Genomic DNA, 15956 nt, shown 5'->3' with positions numbered 1-15956 from the left:
CGAATTGCACTCTACCCACTCAAGAGTCGACCGTGTAATACGGATTAATTGATTCAGATTAATAAAGCGTTAACTAGCTGAGCATCAAAAGCGTGAAATACGTAACATTTGCCGCCTATTTTAGTAAGAAAGAGAAAAGTAGTGACACGCGATCAATTTGAGTTATTAGCACCCGGTGGTGATTTAGATTCCATCAAAGCCGCCATTGCCGCTGGCGCCGATGCAATTTACTGCGGGCTCGACCGCTTTAATGCTCGTAACCGAGCGACCAACCTCACCTTAGATAACTTAAATGGCGTGTTAACGTTAGCCCATCAGCACAGCTGTAAGATTTTCCTAACGTTGAATGTGCTGATTTTAGAAAGTGAAATTCCAGCGATTGTTCGCTTACTCAGCCAACTGAACACCACCAAAATCGATGGCGTGATCGTACAAGATCTCGGTCTGGCCTACATTCTCAAACATCACTTTCCCGATTTGGATGTGCACGCTTCAACGCAACTGAACACGCATAACGAAGGTCAGATCCTCTTTCTCAACCAGCTCACCGCAAGCCGAGTAAACTTATCTCGCGAACTTAACATCAGTGAGATAAAACATCTGGCGCAATTTGGTCGCGAGCACAACGTAATGATGGAAGTGTTTGTCCACGGCTCATACTGCATCGGATTCTCCGGAATTTGCTACATCAGTTCAGCTCGCAATGGCGCATCAGGTAACCGTGGACGCTGTAGCCAACCTTGTCGCGAACAGTACGAAACGACCAAAACAGGCAACAACTACCCATTCAATATGAAAGACAACTCCGCCTTTGGGGACTTGAAAGCGCTTGCCGATGCTGGCGTGTATTCCTTAAAAGTGGAAGGACGAATCAAGAAATCGCACTACGTCTATACCGTGGTCGACAATTGGCGTCAGCAAATCGATCGCTTGTGCGAAGGTTTGGAACTCTCTGAAGACACCACAGAGTTATACACGGTGTTCAACCGTGATTTCTCCAACGCATTTTTGCAAGGCGATTTCGGCAAGGCGATGTACATCGACAACCCGCGCGACCACGCTGTAAAGCATTTTTCGAAGGTTTATCAATGCCAGTCTGCTGATGATGTGCAAGCGGTGAAAAAGAAACTCTACGACGACAAAACCGCGATCATTGAGAAAGTGGCAGAGCAAACTAAGTCGTTCGATGTCACTTCGACACAAGTATCCGGCAGCAGCTTGAAAGGATCGATTGATGTGCCAACTCTGCCAACATTACCTCAACCAGAACCTCGCCAAGGTGCGCCAAAATTATCGGTTCTGATCTCGTCAGCACAAGAAGCCATGCTGTGCGAATACCGCGACATTGATGTTTACTATCAACTGCCAATGGGATTGTCTGGTGAACTGAGCGCGATGATTGAGTTGTTCCAAGCCAATCCAATGCTCAAACCTTGGTTCCCAGCCATTTTGATTGGCGAAGACTATCACGCCGTGCGCGTATTTTTGGAAACCATCCAACCTGAGTTGTTGATCACCAACAACTCAGGCGTCGGCATGATCGCAAAAGAGCTCGGCTTAGGCTGGGTGGCAGGCCCACAACTGAACACGGTGAACTCATACGCGTTTAAATGCCTCCAAGACGAGTTCGCGGTAAGTGGCGCGTTTGTTTCTAACGAGCTGAATATGAAGCAGATGCGTCACATAAAGCGTCCGAAAAACATGCGCAGCTTCTACAGCATTTATCATCCAAATACCCTACTCACGAGCCGCCAATGTTTGTTCCAACAAACCGAAGGTTGCCGCAAAATTAAGGTTAACAAAGGCTGTTTGAAGCGTTGTGACAAGCGCACATCGATCATCAACCTAAAAGACAACCCGTATGTGGTGCAAAAACAAAAAGGTAGCCACAATTCAATCTACAGCGAGCACAACGTCTTAAACCTGCAAGTGATGCACGATCTGCCGCAATTGTTTACCGATGTGTTGATCGATCTGCGTGATATCCAGACCGAAACGAAAGTCTCAGCAAGCAAACCTGAGTTGATTGACGCGTTCTTAGCTCTACTTGAAGAGTACAGCGAACAAACCGTCCAAACGCTGAATGCCATGATTCAACCAACAGCCAACGCGCAGTATTTGAAGGGGTTGTAGGCGGTACTTGAAAGTTAAACAACGCATCCACTCTCAACATATCTTGAACACACACAGTGCACTGACTACAATAGCGCACTTTTTACGGAATTTAGGTCACAAACATGACAGATACAGCTAAACCAGCTCTACCAGATCGCCTAGCGGGTAACCCACGTAGCCCATTCTTCATCAAAGAATGCTTCGAGCACCAAATCGGTATTCGTATCAACGGCCAAGAGCGTACTGACGTAGAAGAATACTGCATCAGCGAAGGTTGGGTAAAAATTGCTTCTCCTAAAGCAAAAGACCGTTTCGGTAACCCAATGCTAATCAAGCTTAAAGGCGAAGTTGAAGCGTACTACGTGTAAGCTGACCACGCTTAATATCTTTGAAAGCTCGAGTCTGACTCGGGCTTTTTTAATGCCTGTCATATCCCTTCCTCATTTAATCTCTTCCCTCTTCTTTTCAGTACAAAGTAGGGTCTGTTTATCTTTCGAGATTAAGTTTTGTTCGAGGTAAAATCGTTTTAGGCGAGGCAAGGAGTGTGTAGCCTAGCATCCTAAGTAAATACTCCTTAACAAGGCATAGAACGATTTTAGCCGAACCCTTTGGGCAGCGTTTGTTGGTCATTTCTCCTGCGTTATCAGCTTTTTCATGTAGGCTAACTACACATCAAAGCTTCTGCCTTGCACAAATACCCAACAATTCGCTGCAAAAATCAGCTCGAAAGGTCAACAGACCTTAAACTCGATGTAAATCGCTGTTTTTATCTAATTGTTGTCTAAAGTTTCTAGAGAACTAACTGCAATAGTGATTGCCAAAAGAAACGACACCTTTTGAATACAGGGAGAGGAAATGGAAAGCCCACTTGTCACACTCAAACACGCCAGCAAAAGCTTTGTTGATGGTAAAGAGACACATCGCGTGTTGGAAGGCGTCGACTTCACGTTGAACACAGGAGCGAGTGTTGCGCTGACGGGCGCAAGTGGCAGCGGCAAAAGTACCCTACTCAATATCATCGCTGGCTTTGAGCCGCTTTCCGAAGGTGAGTTGTGGTTAGATGGCGATAACACGGCGGCTTGGAAAGACCCACAATGGAGCCGATTTCGACACCAAAAACTCGGTGTTATCTTCCAGCAATTCAACCTATTAACGCCACTCAACGTGCAGCAAAACATCGCCTTCCCTCTGCATTTGAATCAGCAGAAATGGAACGACTGGTGCGATTATTTGGTCGAGACTCTGGGCATCAGCCAACTGCTCGATAGACATGTTTTTACCCTTTCCGGTGGTCAACAACAACGAGTCGCTATTGCGCGCGCCTTAGCACACAAACCTAAACTGCTACTTGCTGATGAACCCACAGGTAACCTTGACCAAAAAGCAGGGTTAGAAGTGATGAAACTGCTGAGTGAAATCACCACCCAAGGCAATACCGCCGTGCTCTTGGTGACCCACAGCCATGAATGCGCTGAATTTATGAAAGCACGGCTGCGATTGGATAACAGTCAGCTACAGAACAGCCATCAAGTAAACAAACATGAGCTTCACCATGAAGCAAACTAAGCCATCAAACAACAGATTCACTCATACTCGACTCGCCCTGAATCTGTTTGCAGCGCACTATCGGCAGGCGCCACTGCAAGCCGCCGCAATTCTGATCGGTATCGTGTTGGCTGTGACCTTGTTTGTTGCGGTGCAAGCCATCAACCTCAATGCCAAGCGCAGTTATGCGGAGTCTACCGAGCAGCTTAGCGCACAAGCTCAGAACGTAATTATTCCACCAGCAGGGCAAAACTACCTGCCCGAATCGCTCTACTTCACCCTTAGACAAAACGGACTCAGTACAGCGCTACCTGTAATCGAAGGGCGAGTGAGAGACGAACAAGGTCGACGCTGGTCAGTACAAGGTAGCGAGTTGATTGCCGCTATCTCTTCACGTTCTCGCTATTCATCAGATAGTGAACAGAACGTGTCTTTGTTCGATAGTGCTTTACCTTTGCCTGAGCTTTTAGCCGGCAAGCCAATCGTGATGATGAGCCAATCTCAACATCAAAACTTAGGAGAGGTAGAAACCCTAACTCTGGACGACATTCCAACCCAAGTGGTGGTGCTACCTGACGAATGGCAGTTAGGTAGCCGAATGTTGATGGACATTGGCTTTGCCCAGCAACTGCTCAATAAACAAGGACAGCTCAGTTACATTGCGGTTTTCCATTCGGGTGATAAAGGGAATAAAGACACGCAAGCAAATTGGCAGAACCTTATTGGTGAGCAAGGACAATGGATTGCCAATAATCAAAGTACCGACCTTGGTTCGCTGACCGACAGCTTTCACCTCAACCTCACGGCAATGAGCTTACTCGCGTTTTTAGTCGGGCTGTTCATCGCTTACAACGGCGTAAAGTACAGCTTGCTTAAACGCAATCGGCTGTTAGTGCAAATTCAACAAGCGGGTGTTGCGCCGAGCATTGTGTTCTCTGCGCTGTTAGTTGAACTCACAATTCTCGTTACCATCGGCGCTTCCCTCGGTTTTGTATTGGGCATGCAGCTTAGCCACTGGTTACATCCGACCGTGGCACTGACTCTAGAACAACTTTATGGCGCGACACTGCTGCCCGGCACTTGGCAGTGGCAATGGTGGGCGCAAGCCCTGCTACTCACGTTAACCGCAACCCTATTGGCATGTTGGCAGCACTTTAAACAGCGAGTGCGCCAGCCGCTTTCCTCTCATGGCGGATTTTATCAAGCGCCGGAAGCCTCTAACGAAAACCAATTGTTCGTGATAGGTGCTGCGTTGACGGCTCTCGCACTCGCAGGGTTATGGCTGAGTGAGCATCATCGCTTTACCATGGCGTGGCTCGGCGTGCTTGTGGTGTCGATTCCTTTGTATCTACCTAAAACACTCAGCGTCTTAGCCAATTGGTGTGAAAAACGCACCACTTCCGGTTTGATGCAGTATCTGTTTGCTGAGCTGCGCGAGCTGATTTCTCCGCTTTCTCTCGCCATGATGGCGCTGCTACTCGCCGTTACTGCCAATATGGGGATGAACACGCTAGTGGGTAGCTTCGAGTCCACCCTAAAACAGTGGTTAGAACAAAGGCTGCACGCCGATATTTACGTCAGTCCTGCGCAAGGAGAAATCGCTGATATAGAGCACGCGTTAGAGCAGTTTGACAATGTTGAGACCGTCTACAAGCAATACTATGTCGACGATAACCTGCAAGGCTTACCGATTTTGCTTGGTACCAAAGACAAAGACACCTTAGAGCAAACCATGGTGTTCAAATCGCATTTGGAGAACTTCTGGCAGCGTTTTTACCAAGGTGAGTCAGTCGCGATCAGTGAACCAACCGCGGTCAAACTGGGTTTATCACTGGGTAGCGAGCTCACGCTTGATGCCGTTCCAAATAAGAACCTGCTTGTGGGTGCGATATTCCATGATTACGGCTCACCCAATGGTGAAGTGTTATTGGCTCCCAAATTATGGCAAGAGAGCGGCTTTACCGACCTGCCAACAAGCCTTGGCATTAAAGTCTCAGGTGACCCACAAATCGTATACGAGCAACTGCGCGAGCAATTGAATCTGCACCCAAGTCAGCTCTACGATCAGGCGCAAATCAAATCCATCGCGTTGGATATTTTCTCGCAGGCCTTCGCCATTACGCGCGCACTCAACGGCGTAACTTTGATGGTCGCGGTAATTGGTCTGTTCAGTGCTTGTTTTATGTTGCTCGACGCGCGCAAAGCCGCCATTGCAAGGCTGTATGCACTTGGCGTTAGTCGTCGTAAATTAATGACCATGGTGGTCGGACAGATCGTCGCTTTGGTCAGTTTTACTCTGGTTATCGCCCTGCCCCTCGGAGCCATGGTGGGTTACGTGCTGACAGACATCGTCACCTTACGCGCTTTTGGTTGGAGCTTAAATTATCTGTGGAATTGGAGTGACGCCCTCAGCATTGCGGCGATCACCATCTTAGTGGCAGTGATCGCAACCTTGATTCCGCTGTGGCGATTGGTCAGTAAGCCTGTCGTATCCAGTTTGCAAAGCGAGGTGTTGTGATGGTTCGATTGGCAAGCAAACTTACTCTACTCATAAGCAGCTTATTCCTGTTCGGTTGTGAAGATCCCCAACAACAAAATATGGGCACGTTGCTGGGCAGTGGATATACGCAAAGCGAGAGCAACCTATTCACCCCCGTAGAAAAAGGGAATGAACTCACCTTCCCGGCAGACCATCAAGCGCACCCGAATTTTCGTCATGAATGGTGGTACTTAACCGCTAACTTAATTGATGAAGATGGCAACCCACTTGGCGTCCAGTGGACACAATTTCGCTTTGCTGCTGCGCCGCCAACTGGCGAAGATGACGTAAAGAAAACCGAATGGCAAGCTCAACAAATCTACATGGCGCACAGCGCAGTCACGACCGCGGACAAACACTACGCCGATGAAAAATGGTCGCGCGATCAAACATCCCTCGCTGGCGTCGACACTTCACCATTTCGAGTTTATCTCGATGATTGGCAGTGGACCTCTTCAACCACCGACCTCTTCCCTGCCACATTGAAGGCGAACTCCGAACAGTTTGGCTATTCGCTGACGCTTACCAGCAGCGCACCTTATCAAAAGCAAGGCGAGCAAGGTTACAGCACCAAAAGCGCCGATGGTCAGGTGGCTTCGTATTACTACAGCCAACCGTTTATTGATGTGTCCGGTGAGGTCACGATCGACGGCGAAACCCATCAAGTGTCGGGCAAAGGTTGGATAGACCGAGAGTGGAGCTCGCAATTCTTACTCGACTCACAACAAGGCTGGGACTGGTTTGCCCTAAGGTTGAGTGACGACACCAACTTGGTGGTGTTCCAATTGCGTGATTCTAAAACCGGATCATCCAGTTACTCCAGTGCAAGGCTGATGCAGCAAGATGGTTCTGGCATCGCTATCCCACAGAAAGACATTCAGTTAGAGGCAACCAATCAAACAGAAATCCAAGGGCGAAAGTATCCAACCCAGTGGCAGGTGTCGATTCCTAAGCAGCAAATCGAGCTTACCGTTTCTGCACTCAACCCGAACGCGAAAATGCCGCTTTCTGTGCTTTATTGGGAAGGCCCAGTACGTATTGAGGGCTCTCATTCTGGGACAGGTTATATGGAGCTAACAGGGTATTGAAATATTGCGCGGGAGCCCCAATTATTCTGCTAGAACAAATACTGGCAACCAAGTCATACACTGATTGAAAGGAAATATGATGAACCCAATTATCGCCTTGCTGAAAGAGAACAACATCAGCGATGAACAGATCAACGAAATCTTCCAGACTCTGACGCAAAACCCGCTCGCAGCAATGGCAACCATCAGCCAACTAGGTCTGCCACAAGAGAAGCTACAAATGCTGATGGCGCAAGTGATGCAAAACCCTGCGCTAATCAAAGAAGCCGTAGACGAGTTGGGATTGGATTTCTCAAAGGTTGAAGAAGCAAAAGAGAAGCTTCAAAGCCAAAACCAAGGCAACTAAGTCTTAATCATTTAGCGCTGAATATAGAAAAGGCCGTTAACCCGAGCATGTGGGTTAACGGCCTTTTTTGTTCCTACTTTGTTTTTGACTACTTTTCTGTCAGCTAATTATTAGCGATTTAAAGACGCGAATTGTTCTGCGGTCATACCGTAGTAAAGTTTATCGTCAAAGCCTTGCTCTCGTTTGTAGTAGTCTTTCTGACGGCCTTCTTGAGTAAAACCATTTTTCTCTAACGTCTTGTAAGAGCCAGCATTAGAAGCGTAGCAATCGGCACTGACTTTATGGGCGTTTAGCTCAGTAAAGCCAACCTCGGTCATCATTTGACAAGCGCGAGTCGCAACGCCTTTGCCCCATGCGCAAGTAGGTAACTGATAACCCACTTCGTAGTTGCCGGTTAAGAACATCACTGCGGTCACCGCACACATTCCCATGTACTGACCTTGCTGGTCACGAATCACGAACGTTGGGCTATCTGGCCAAACATCGTCTTTAATCGCTTGTGCCGTATTTTCAATAATAGGGCCAAAGAAACCTTCATACAGGCTGTTGTCAGCAGGTGCGAAGAACAGATACTGATTGACCTTATCGTCGTTCAGCATCTCGATAATATCTTGTAGATCAGAGCCTTGAATCAACTGGATAGTCAACGATTCGTTAAATGGGATGGCTTCGCCTTGTTTTAGTTTTTGATATGACATGTGTTACCTCGTTATCTGCTGAAAATAGTAGCTCAGCGGATAAGAGAAAAATTGGATTTTTGCGACAAATTTCGGGCTGATTGGCAATGTATTATGACTCAAAGTCGCCATAGATATCGATGGTTAAGTCGCGCTTTTTCAAGTATTTGCTTGGCGTTTTTCTTAGCTGCTGTTTGAGGGTACGAATCAAATGCGATTGGTCACTGAAACCAAATTGTTGTGAGAAACTCGCCCAATCAATCGCTTCTTGTTGCTGGTAGAGGGTCAAAATCATCTGCTCTAGGCGTGCCATTTGTTGATACTGCTTAACGCTCAACCCCACCACTTGTTTGAAACTGCGCTCAAGCGTTCTTCGAGAACAGGCGCACTGTTTGGCTATCTCATCAATATCCATCGCTAACTCAGGTGAACGTAGCGCCTGAGCATCCATCACGGACACCGCTTTTTGCGATGCCAAAAACGGTTTGATACGGCAAGGTTCGATATCTAACGCATCTAAATGTCGCTTGATATAGTCCAGCAAACATTGCGGTGAATCTTGCAACTCTAACTGCCATAAGCCTTGTTGAAAGCGCACATCAAACGCTGTGTTAAGCCACTCAAACCATTCGCATTGGTTAATTGCGCTAACTCGGGATGCATCACTAAACCGCGATTCAATGGCATACAAACCCTCAGGGCGAAAGGTGATACCAATACGCTTGATGGGAGCCGTATCTTCCAACAACAGCAAGTGTTCGTTAGCCGTTAATAAGTGGCAGCCTTTGCCAGCAAGCTTAGTGTCTCCCGTGTCGTAGCTGTAGCCTTGCTCTGGTGACGTAAAGAGTAAATGAGCACGCGGGTTTGGAATAAGGTGCGGCTTGGGGTCAATGACTTCACCCTCTGGCACTTCCAAGTACCAAACTTGATGAATGAGCCATTCGTACTCTGGCAGAGTGTGTTTCCAAGCTATCATGATTGTCCTAGCGGTTAGTAAAGATAATGAGCGCAACGTTTCTGCTTAAACATCTGTTCGTTGAGTGTGACTGATTGACGCTCATCTCGCCACGCATTTCTCACCCAGCTCCCTTGCAAGCTTGTTGGATTGCGGTAGGCTTTGAGCAGAGAAAACAAGCTGAACAGAACAAGGAAATACCCCGATGCGCGTCGACTACCACCAACGACTGGTTCCTGTGATTCGTTATTTAGAACAACACTTTAATGAACCACTCAATCTGCCAGAAGTGGCCGCGCTGGCGAACCTTTCCCCTTATCACTTTCATCGCACCTTCAAAGCCGTGCAAGGCGAGACATTGGCCGATTTCATTCGACGTTTGCGTCTAGAAGCCGCCGCCGATGACTTATTCAAATCCAAGCAACCGGTATTAAACATTGCTCTAGAGTACGGATTTTCTAGCTCACAGAGCTTAGCCAAAGCCTTCAAACAACATTATGGCGTTACACCTACGGCCTTTCGTGACTGTGAGAACTACCAGCAATTTTCTGAATTAGCACGAAACAGCAAGATTGGACACACGTTGCGCAAGAATGGAAACGAAGTAACACCAAGCGATTCATATACTGGCTCTGAACTCACCAAATGGAGCATGACAATGGAAACGCAAAACTTTGAAAAAGCAAAACTGGCTTACATTCGCGTAAACGGCCCTTACGGCCAAGGCTATGAGGAGCCGTCAGGTCGCCTGTATCAATGGGCAGGAATGAAAGGTTTGGCGGGCAATACCTGCATTTTCATCTACCACGACAACCCAGAAATCACGCCAGACGAGAAGTGTCGCACTGATATCTGCTTGATGGTGCCAGAAGATACGGAAGTTCCAAAAGGCATTGAGCTGCAAGACTTCCCCGGCGGTCAATATGCGGTGATGCGCCAGCACATTACTGACCCAAGCCAATACTCAAAAGCGTGGGATGATGTCATGAGTAAAGTGATTGAATCCGGTATTGAGAACGACGACCGTCCTTGCTTTGAGCTTTACCACAGCTTCGACCCACAAACGCATCATGCAGACGTTAGCTTCTGCACCGCGATCAAATAAACCAAAAGCCTGCATCGTTGCAGGCTTTTTCATTTCTTACTCTGGTTGCTTAAATCCGTTCTTCCAAACGCTGTTTATCTTTTAATCCAATTACTTAGAACACGAACGAATACCTCAATATTTTCGTGATCCTACTTCGCGTTTTGACCACGTGCATTCATTCGCTCGGCTGAGTTGGGATTCATTTCACAGATTATTCATGAAGCGAACCTAGACTGAAAAAATTCTATCGACCCCGTTCGACCTACAACGCTAGGCACAATAAAAACTAGGTACTACAGCACCTCTAGGACATTCCATGAAGAAGAACTTACTTGCCATTGCTCTTGGTAGCGTGATTGCGCTGACTGCTGCCCCATACTCTATCGCGGCTAACGATGCTGCCGTCCAATCTTCCGCCGACTACTCACAGATCGTCACTAAACGTCAGGTTGTCGACCAACTGCTGAATGACGCGGTACAAGCATTCAAATCCCCTGCGCGTATCTCGCATGCGGGTTTTACCGCCAAAATGCCGAGCAACATGGAGATTGTTACCGATCGCTTGCTTGAAGCGTATAAACTTGAGCCGTACCGTACTGACCTACTGATTTCTGCAGCAAACGCGCAGATCTACAACAAGAATGCAGACCGCGCGATTGAACTGTTTGAACAAGCCCTTTCTGTTGCGCCAGACGATGTGGATTTGCACGCCTACTTAGCAGTGTGGCAACGCTTTGAGGGCAACCAAGCGGAATCAGCAAAACACATGGCGACGCTCACTAAACTCAATGCAGGTAAAGCGGCAGATATCCAACGCATCTTCGACACCGTAGACCGCGTACTTGCAACGCCACTAAAAGAGAAAGCCGATAAAGGCAAATTGGATGACAAAGGCGCTATAGTCACGTTGGGATACGCGCTGAACCCAGATGGTTCAATGCATCAAATCTTGGTTGAGCGTTTGGAAACCACGCTAGCAATGGCGAAAGCAAACCCAGACGCGTTGATCGTGTTGACGGGCGGCGTACCGAAGAACCACAAAACCGAAGGCAAGTTAATGGCGGATTGGCTGATTGAAAAAGGCATCAGCAAAGATCGCATCATTGAAGAAAACTACGCCACCAGCACGGTAGGTAACGCCCTATTCAGCAGCTACGCGTTGGCGCGTCATAACATCAAACACGCGACCATCATCAGTTCCGCGAGCCATGTGCGCCGTGGTCAAACCTTGTTTGAAATCGCAAGCTGGCAAACTGGCCCACAAGGCATCACTTTCGACACTGTGAGCTACCCAGACAAGCCACTGAAAGACTTAGCCAAAGCCAGCGATAGTGAGCTGCTTGGTATCTACCGCGATGCTCTGCGTACCTACGGCATGTGGAGCTACCGCTCTTACCCGTTAGAGTCGCGTTAAGTATTCTCGACTCATACCAATCAAAAAAAGCCTGCGTACTTGCAGGCTTTCTTGTCTTTGTGCAGTGATAAGAACCGCTTAAATCGCTTCGCCGTTTACCGTTACTGCCACATCAATGTTGCCACGAACTGCGTTTGAATATGGGCAAACTTGGTGTGCAATGCGCGTTAGCTCTAGCGCTTGTTCTTGTGGCATGTCTAGCTCTACCGCTAGGCTCACTGTCAGTGCAAAGCCGCCGGTATCGTTCGGACCGATGCCCACTTGCGCTGTTACGGGTGCACTCTTCAGGTTTACTTTACCTTCACGCGCTACGTGCAGAATCGCGTTAGAAAAACACGCTGAATAACCCGCAGCGAACAGCTGCTCAGGGTTAGTTGCTGCGCCTGTGCCGCCCATTTCCTTTGGGTATGACAGCTCTAGATCGAGAAGACCATCATCTGTTTTTACTTGACCATTACGACCAGCCAAAGCGGTAGCTTGAGTTTTGTATAGAGTAGTCATGCGAGTGTCCTTCTTAATTTAAGTTGCGCACAATTTAATTGCTTGCAATCTTATATCGAAGTAAAGATCGTTTGCAACTATATTGTGCACAATTTATTTTATGACTCTCTTTCTCTGTGAGCAGGTAGGCAACGCTAATGAGCCAGTGTTACACCGACAACACCATGACCGACGACGATAAACTCTTACTCGAAAACCAAGTTTGCTTCCCGCTCTACAGCGCAGCAAACGCAGTGATCCGAGCTTACCGCCCGTTGCTGGACGAGCTTGATCTGACTTATTCGCAGTACTTAGTGATGATGGTGCTGTGGGAGAAAGACGGTGCCAGTGTGAAAGAGTTGGGGTCACAACTGCATTTGGACTCAGGCACACTCACGCCGCTGCTTAAACGCTTAGAAGCAAAAGGCTATGTAGAGCGTGGTCGCAGTGAAACCGATGAGCGTGTTCGCGTACTCAACCTAACAGAACAAGGTCGTGATCTTAAGGAACAAGCCAAGTCAGTGCCAAACGCCATGATGTGTAAAATCACCTTAGAGTTGGATGAAATGATCATGCTGAAGAAGCTGTGTGGCAAAGTGCTCGATAATCTGAGCTGACAAAATAGACGCATCAGCGTATCCACTCCCTATTAGAAAGAGCCTGCCGAGATGCAGGCTCTTTCGATCTTAGCTAGAAGATCTACTCAAAGTCATCATCGGTATTCTCTATTGCTACTCTGCCTTCATCTTCAATAAAACCTATCAAAGCAAACTCACTTACATCGGATTTCCCTATCAAGTGAAATAGGAAATGGCTATCAATAGGATAGTTACAAGCGATTTTCCTTAAACACACTCCGATGAGAATATACTTTCCGAAAGCAACAACAGCTCAGCTTAAAACATTCAAAGGAAAGTAAATTATGATTAATACTCAAATCAAACCATTTGCAGCTACAGCGTACAAAAACGGCGAATTCGTTGAAGTAACAGAACAAGACGTTCTAGGTAAATGGGCAGTATTCTTCTTCTACCCAGCAGACTTTACGTTTGTATGTCCAACAGAACTGGGCGACCTAGCAGACCACTACGAAGAGCTACAAAAACGTGGCGTAGAAGTTTACTCAGTATCTACTGACACACACTTCACTCATAAAGCATGGCACGACAGCTCAGACACAATCGGTAAGATTCAGTACTACATGCTTGGCGACCAAACAGGCAACATCACAAACAACTTCGGTGTGATGCGTGAAGGTCAAGGTCTTGCAGACCGTGCAACGTTCCTAATCGACCCAGAAGGTACTATCCAAGCAATGGAAATCACTGCTGAAGGTATCGGTCGTGACGCGGAAGACCTACTACGCAAAGTGAAAGCAGCTCAATACGTAGCAGCGCACCCAGGCGAAGTTTGCCCAGCTAAATGGAAAGAAGGTGAAGAGACACTAGCTCCATCACTAGACCTAGTTGGCAAAATCTAAGCCACTGAAATTTAAGTTCTAATCAGTTCCCGATTTCCTTTTTCTGATTAGAACTGAATTAGAGAGCACTTCAGGTTAGATACCTTGACGACCTTCTGCCTGATTTGCTCTCTCCCCCTCAGGTTTTATCTACAGTAACCACTTTTTAGTTTTAATTAAGGTAGTAACAACTATGTTAGACCAAGCGATCCAACAACAACTCAAACAATATCTGGCTAATGTAAAAGAAGAAGTTCGTTTAGTGGTTAGTCTAGATGAAAGCAAAGCATCGAATGACATTTTATCTCTGGCGAACCAAATCGCAGAGATGAGCGACCTAATCACCGTTGAACGTGACGACAACGCAAGCGCACGTAAACCAGTGATGGCGGTAACTAACCCAGCAAAAGGCACAGCACTACGCTTTGCAGGCTTGCCAATGGGTCACGAATTTACCTCTCTAGTATTGGCACTGCTTCACTCTGGCGGTCACCCAATCAAACTAGAGCCAGAAGTGATTGAGCAAATCGCAGCACTAGACAAAGATCTAGACGTAGAAATCTTCATTTCACTGTCGTGTCAAAACTGTCCGGACGTGGTTCAAGCGTTCAACATGATGGCGGCGATCAACCCGAAAGTAAAAGCAACCATGATCGACGGTGGTTTGTTCCAAGATGAAGTGAAACAACGCGACATCATGGCAGTACCAAGTGTATTCGTGAACGGTGAGCTATTCGGTCAAGGCCGTATGTCTCTGACTGAAATCCTAAACAAAGTGGATGACGGCGCGAGCGAGAAAGCGGCGAAAGCACTGAGCGAAAAAGACCCATACGACGTGCTTGTTGTCGGCGGTGGTCCTGGTGGTAGCGCAGCTGCACTATACGCTGCTCGTAAAGGTATTCGTACTGGCGTTGTTGCTAAGCGTTTTGGTGGTCAGGTTATGGACACCATGGCAATCGAGAACTTCATTTCGGTAAAACGTACTGAAGGTCCAAAACTAGCAACTGACCTAGCAGAACACCTAAAAGAATACGACGTAGACGTCGTGACTGAGCAACAAGCTGAGAAGCTAATGGGCGCAGCACATACAGAAGATGGTTTGATTCACATCCAACTTGAAAGCGGCGCAACGCTGAAGAGTAAGAGTGTCATCTTAAGCCCTGGTGCACGCTGGCGTGAAATGAACGTTCCGGGTGAGCAAGAGTACCGCAACAAAGGGGTCGCGTACTGCCCACACTGTGACGGCCCACTGTTCAAAGGCAAGAAAACCGCAGTTATCGGTGGTGGTAACTCAGGCATCGAAGCTGCTATCGACCTTGCTGGTATTGTAGAACATGTAACGGTTCTTGAATTTGCAGACGTACTTCGTGCAGACCAAGTGCTTATCGACAAAGCGAACTCACTACCAAACGTAGACATCATCACGATGGCGCAAACAACAGAAGTCGTGGGTGACGGTACTCGCGTAACAAGCTTGAAGTACAAAGACCGCAACACAGATGAGATCAAAGAGATTGAACTGTCAGGTATCTTTGTTCAAATCGGTCTAGTACCAAACACAGAATGGCTAAAAGATTCAGAAGTAGCGCTATCTGAGCGCGGCGAAATCGAGGTCGGTAGCCGTGGCGATACGAGCCTAGAAGGTGTGTTCGCAGCCGGTGACGCAACAACCGTTCCTTACAAACAGATCATCATTGCGATGGGTGAAGGTGCAAAAGCAAGCTTAGGCGCATTTGACTACCTAATCCGTAAGCAAGGTTAATCTCCAATTTCTTGAGCACAAAGCGCACGGTGCTGTGTTTTCTTCCCCGGAAAACCAATCGGGGCACCGTGACAGCGATGAGTAACAAGAAATACAATCAAAAAACCTAGAAGCCCAAAGACTTTGCCAGCAGATATTAACTGCTGGCTTTTTTGGTTTGGGGAGAGGTGTAAGCAAATCTCTCAGCGCTCCGAGTTCAAACTGGAGGGAATGGCTCTACAATCACGGATAATTCAGTTCACTCCACCAGCATCACAACGCGCTGCGAATAGATTCTGAATACTCGCTTAGGCTCCTTCAGAATGACGCTGTTCGTTTAGCGTTCTCTCCCCGTCATTCCCGCGAACCTAGGTGAGACTCGGAATCTACTCACCGTAAACTCGATCGAAAATGAGTAGCACGAACAAACAAAAGGTGAAACAAGGTTGCAAGCACCTTACCCAACATTCAACCAGCAACCCCACCTAACCTCCCCTTGTATCAAACTCC

At 47.5% G+C, this 15956-nt stretch carries 14 protein-coding genes; 11 read left to right on the top strand and 3 right to left on the bottom strand.

Annotated features, from left to right (window positions below; translation table 11 throughout):
* Positions 1–141: 141 nt before the first annotated feature.
* From R7E00_RS05145 to R7E00_RS05120, 6 genes are all read left to right on the top strand, one after another.
* On the top strand, positions 142–2133 hold the full coding sequence (locus tag R7E00_RS05145; RefSeq protein ID WP_258481610.1) for a U32 family peptidase: 1992 nt from the start codon (positions 142–144) through the stop codon (positions 2131–2133).
* Between the two features lie 104 nt (positions 2134–2237).
* Positions 2238–2483 carry a DUF3297 family protein gene (locus R7E00_RS05140; protein ID WP_005374689.1) on the top strand — a complete coding sequence of 82 codons (246 nt, stop codon included), beginning with the start codon at positions 2238–2240 and terminating at the stop codon, positions 2481–2483.
* A 487-nt stretch (positions 2484–2970) separates the two neighbouring features.
* Positions 2971–3681 carry an ABC transporter ATP-binding protein gene (locus R7E00_RS05135; protein WP_258481611.1) on the top strand — a complete coding sequence of 237 codons (711 nt, stop codon included), beginning with the start codon at positions 2971–2973 and terminating at the stop codon, positions 3679–3681.
* Positions 3668–6178 carry an ABC transporter permease gene (locus R7E00_RS05130; RefSeq protein ID WP_238843151.1) on the top strand — a complete coding sequence of 837 codons (2511 nt, stop codon included), beginning with the start codon at positions 3668–3670 and terminating at the stop codon, positions 6176–6178. The genes R7E00_RS05135 and R7E00_RS05130 overlap by 14 nt, the downstream gene beginning before the upstream one ends.
* A complete protein-coding gene (locus R7E00_RS05125; protein WP_213869410.1) occupies positions 6178–7287 on the top strand; it encodes a lipocalin-like domain-containing protein in 1110 nt (369 codons plus the stop codon). Before R7E00_RS05130 ends, R7E00_RS05125 begins: the two co-directional genes overlap by 1 nt.
* 79 nt (positions 7288–7366) lie before the next feature.
* The gene (locus R7E00_RS05120) at positions 7367–7633 is read left to right on the top strand and encodes a DUF2999 family protein (protein WP_038135740.1); all 267 of its coding nucleotides are present in this window, start codon (positions 7367–7369) and stop codon (positions 7631–7633) included.
* 110 nt (positions 7634–7743) lie between these two features.
* Here the strand turns inward: R7E00_RS05120 and R7E00_RS05115 are convergent, their stop codons facing one another.
* Positions 7744–8331 (bottom strand): GNAT family N-acetyltransferase, encoded by a 588-nt coding sequence (locus tag R7E00_RS05115; protein ID WP_262606191.1) that lies wholly within the window; start codon positions 8329–8331, stop codon positions 7744–7746.
* A gap of 91 nt (positions 8332–8422) precedes the next feature.
* Positions 8423–9286 (bottom strand): helix-turn-helix domain-containing protein, encoded by an 864-nt coding sequence (locus tag R7E00_RS05110; protein ID WP_262606190.1) that lies wholly within the window; start codon positions 9284–9286, stop codon positions 8423–8425.
* 184 nt (positions 9287–9470) lie between these two features.
* On the opposite strand from R7E00_RS05110, the gene R7E00_RS05105 reads away from it, so the two are divergent.
* Together R7E00_RS05105 and R7E00_RS05100 are read left to right on the top strand one after the other, a co-directional pair.
* Positions 9471–10370 carry an AraC family transcriptional regulator gene (locus R7E00_RS05105; protein WP_009706616.1) on the top strand — a complete coding sequence of 300 codons (900 nt, stop codon included), beginning with the start codon at positions 9471–9473 and terminating at the stop codon, positions 10368–10370.
* A 298-nt stretch (positions 10371–10668) separates the two neighbouring features.
* Positions 10669–11766: a YdcF family protein gene (locus R7E00_RS05100; RefSeq protein WP_042600224.1), complete on the top strand. Its 1098-nt coding sequence runs from the start codon at positions 10669–10671 to the stop codon at positions 11764–11766.
* Between the two features lie 78 nt (positions 11767–11844).
* Here R7E00_RS05100 and R7E00_RS05095 read toward each other — a convergent pair whose 3' ends face one another.
* Positions 11845–12267, bottom strand: coding sequence for an organic hydroperoxide resistance protein (locus R7E00_RS05095; RefSeq protein WP_262606189.1), 423 nt, complete (start codon positions 12265–12267; stop codon positions 11845–11847).
* Positions 12268–12404: 137 nt separating this feature from the next.
* On the opposite strand from R7E00_RS05095, the gene R7E00_RS05090 reads away from it, so the two are divergent.
* The 3 genes from R7E00_RS05090 (at position 12405) to ahpF (ending at position 15467) form a co-directional block, all read left to right on the top strand.
* Positions 12405–12863 (top strand): MarR family winged helix-turn-helix transcriptional regulator, encoded by a 459-nt coding sequence (locus tag R7E00_RS05090; protein WP_005383518.1) that lies wholly within the window; start codon positions 12405–12407, stop codon positions 12861–12863.
* 305 nt (positions 12864–13168) lie between these two features.
* Complete coding sequence (gene ahpC / locus R7E00_RS05085; RefSeq protein WP_005374632.1) at positions 13169–13726, top strand: alkyl hydroperoxide reductase subunit C; 558 nt, start codon at positions 13169–13171, stop codon at positions 13724–13726.
* A 172-nt stretch (positions 13727–13898) separates the two neighbouring features.
* The gene (ahpF, locus tag R7E00_RS05080; protein ID WP_005374617.1) at positions 13899–15467 is read left to right on the top strand and encodes an alkyl hydroperoxide reductase subunit F; all 1569 of its coding nucleotides are present in this window, start codon (positions 13899–13901) and stop codon (positions 15465–15467) included.
* Positions 15468–15956: the final 489 nt, after the last annotated feature.

Source organism: Vibrio sp. Vb1755, assembly GCF_033338635.1.
GTDB classification, from domain to species: Bacteria; Pseudomonadota; Gammaproteobacteria; order Enterobacterales; family Vibrionaceae; genus Vibrio; species Vibrio alginolyticus.
The sequence above is the reverse complement of the archived record's forward strand: the minus strand, read 5'-3'. Positions and strand labels throughout refer to the sequence as shown.

Bases quoted from the DNA above. Each gene is read 5' to 3' on its own strand.
- R7E00_RS05140 (WP_005374689.1), top strand. From the start codon at position 2,238: ATGACAGATACAGCTAAACCAGCTCTACCAGATCGCCTAGCGGGTAAC.
- R7E00_RS05135 (WP_258481611.1), top strand. From the start codon at position 2,971: ATGGAAAGCCCACTTGTCACACTCAAACACGCCAGCAAAAGCTTTGTT.
- R7E00_RS05130 (WP_238843151.1), top strand. From the start codon at position 3,668: ATGAAGCAAACTAAGCCATCAAACAACAGATTCACTCATACTCGACTC.
- R7E00_RS05125 (WP_213869410.1), top strand. From the start codon at position 6,178: ATGGTTCGATTGGCAAGCAAACTTACTCTACTCATAAGCAGCTTATTC.
- R7E00_RS05120 (WP_038135740.1), top strand. From the start codon at position 7,367: ATGAACCCAATTATCGCCTTGCTGAAAGAGAACAACATCAGCGATGAA.
- R7E00_RS05115 (WP_262606191.1), bottom strand. From the start codon at position 8,331: ATGTCATATCAAAAACTAAAACAAGGCGAAGCCATCCCATTTAACGAA.
- R7E00_RS05110 (WP_262606190.1), bottom strand. From the start codon at position 9,286: ATGATAGCTTGGAAACACACTCTGCCAGAGTACGAATGGCTCATTCAT.
- R7E00_RS05105 (WP_009706616.1), top strand. From the start codon at position 9,471: ATGCGCGTCGACTACCACCAACGACTGGTTCCTGTGATTCGTTATTTA.
- R7E00_RS05100 (WP_042600224.1), top strand. From the start codon at position 10,669: ATGAAGAAGAACTTACTTGCCATTGCTCTTGGTAGCGTGATTGCGCTG.
- R7E00_RS05095 (WP_262606189.1), bottom strand. From the start codon at position 12,267: ATGACTACTCTATACAAAACTCAAGCTACCGCTTTGGCTGGTCGTAAT.
- R7E00_RS05090 (WP_005383518.1), top strand. From the start codon at position 12,405: ATGAGCCAGTGTTACACCGACAACACCATGACCGACGACGATAAACTC.
- ahpC (WP_005374632.1), top strand. From the start codon at position 13,169: ATGATTAATACTCAAATCAAACCATTTGCAGCTACAGCGTACAAAAAC.
- ahpF (WP_005374617.1), top strand. From the start codon at position 13,899: ATGTTAGACCAAGCGATCCAACAACAACTCAAACAATATCTGGCTAAT.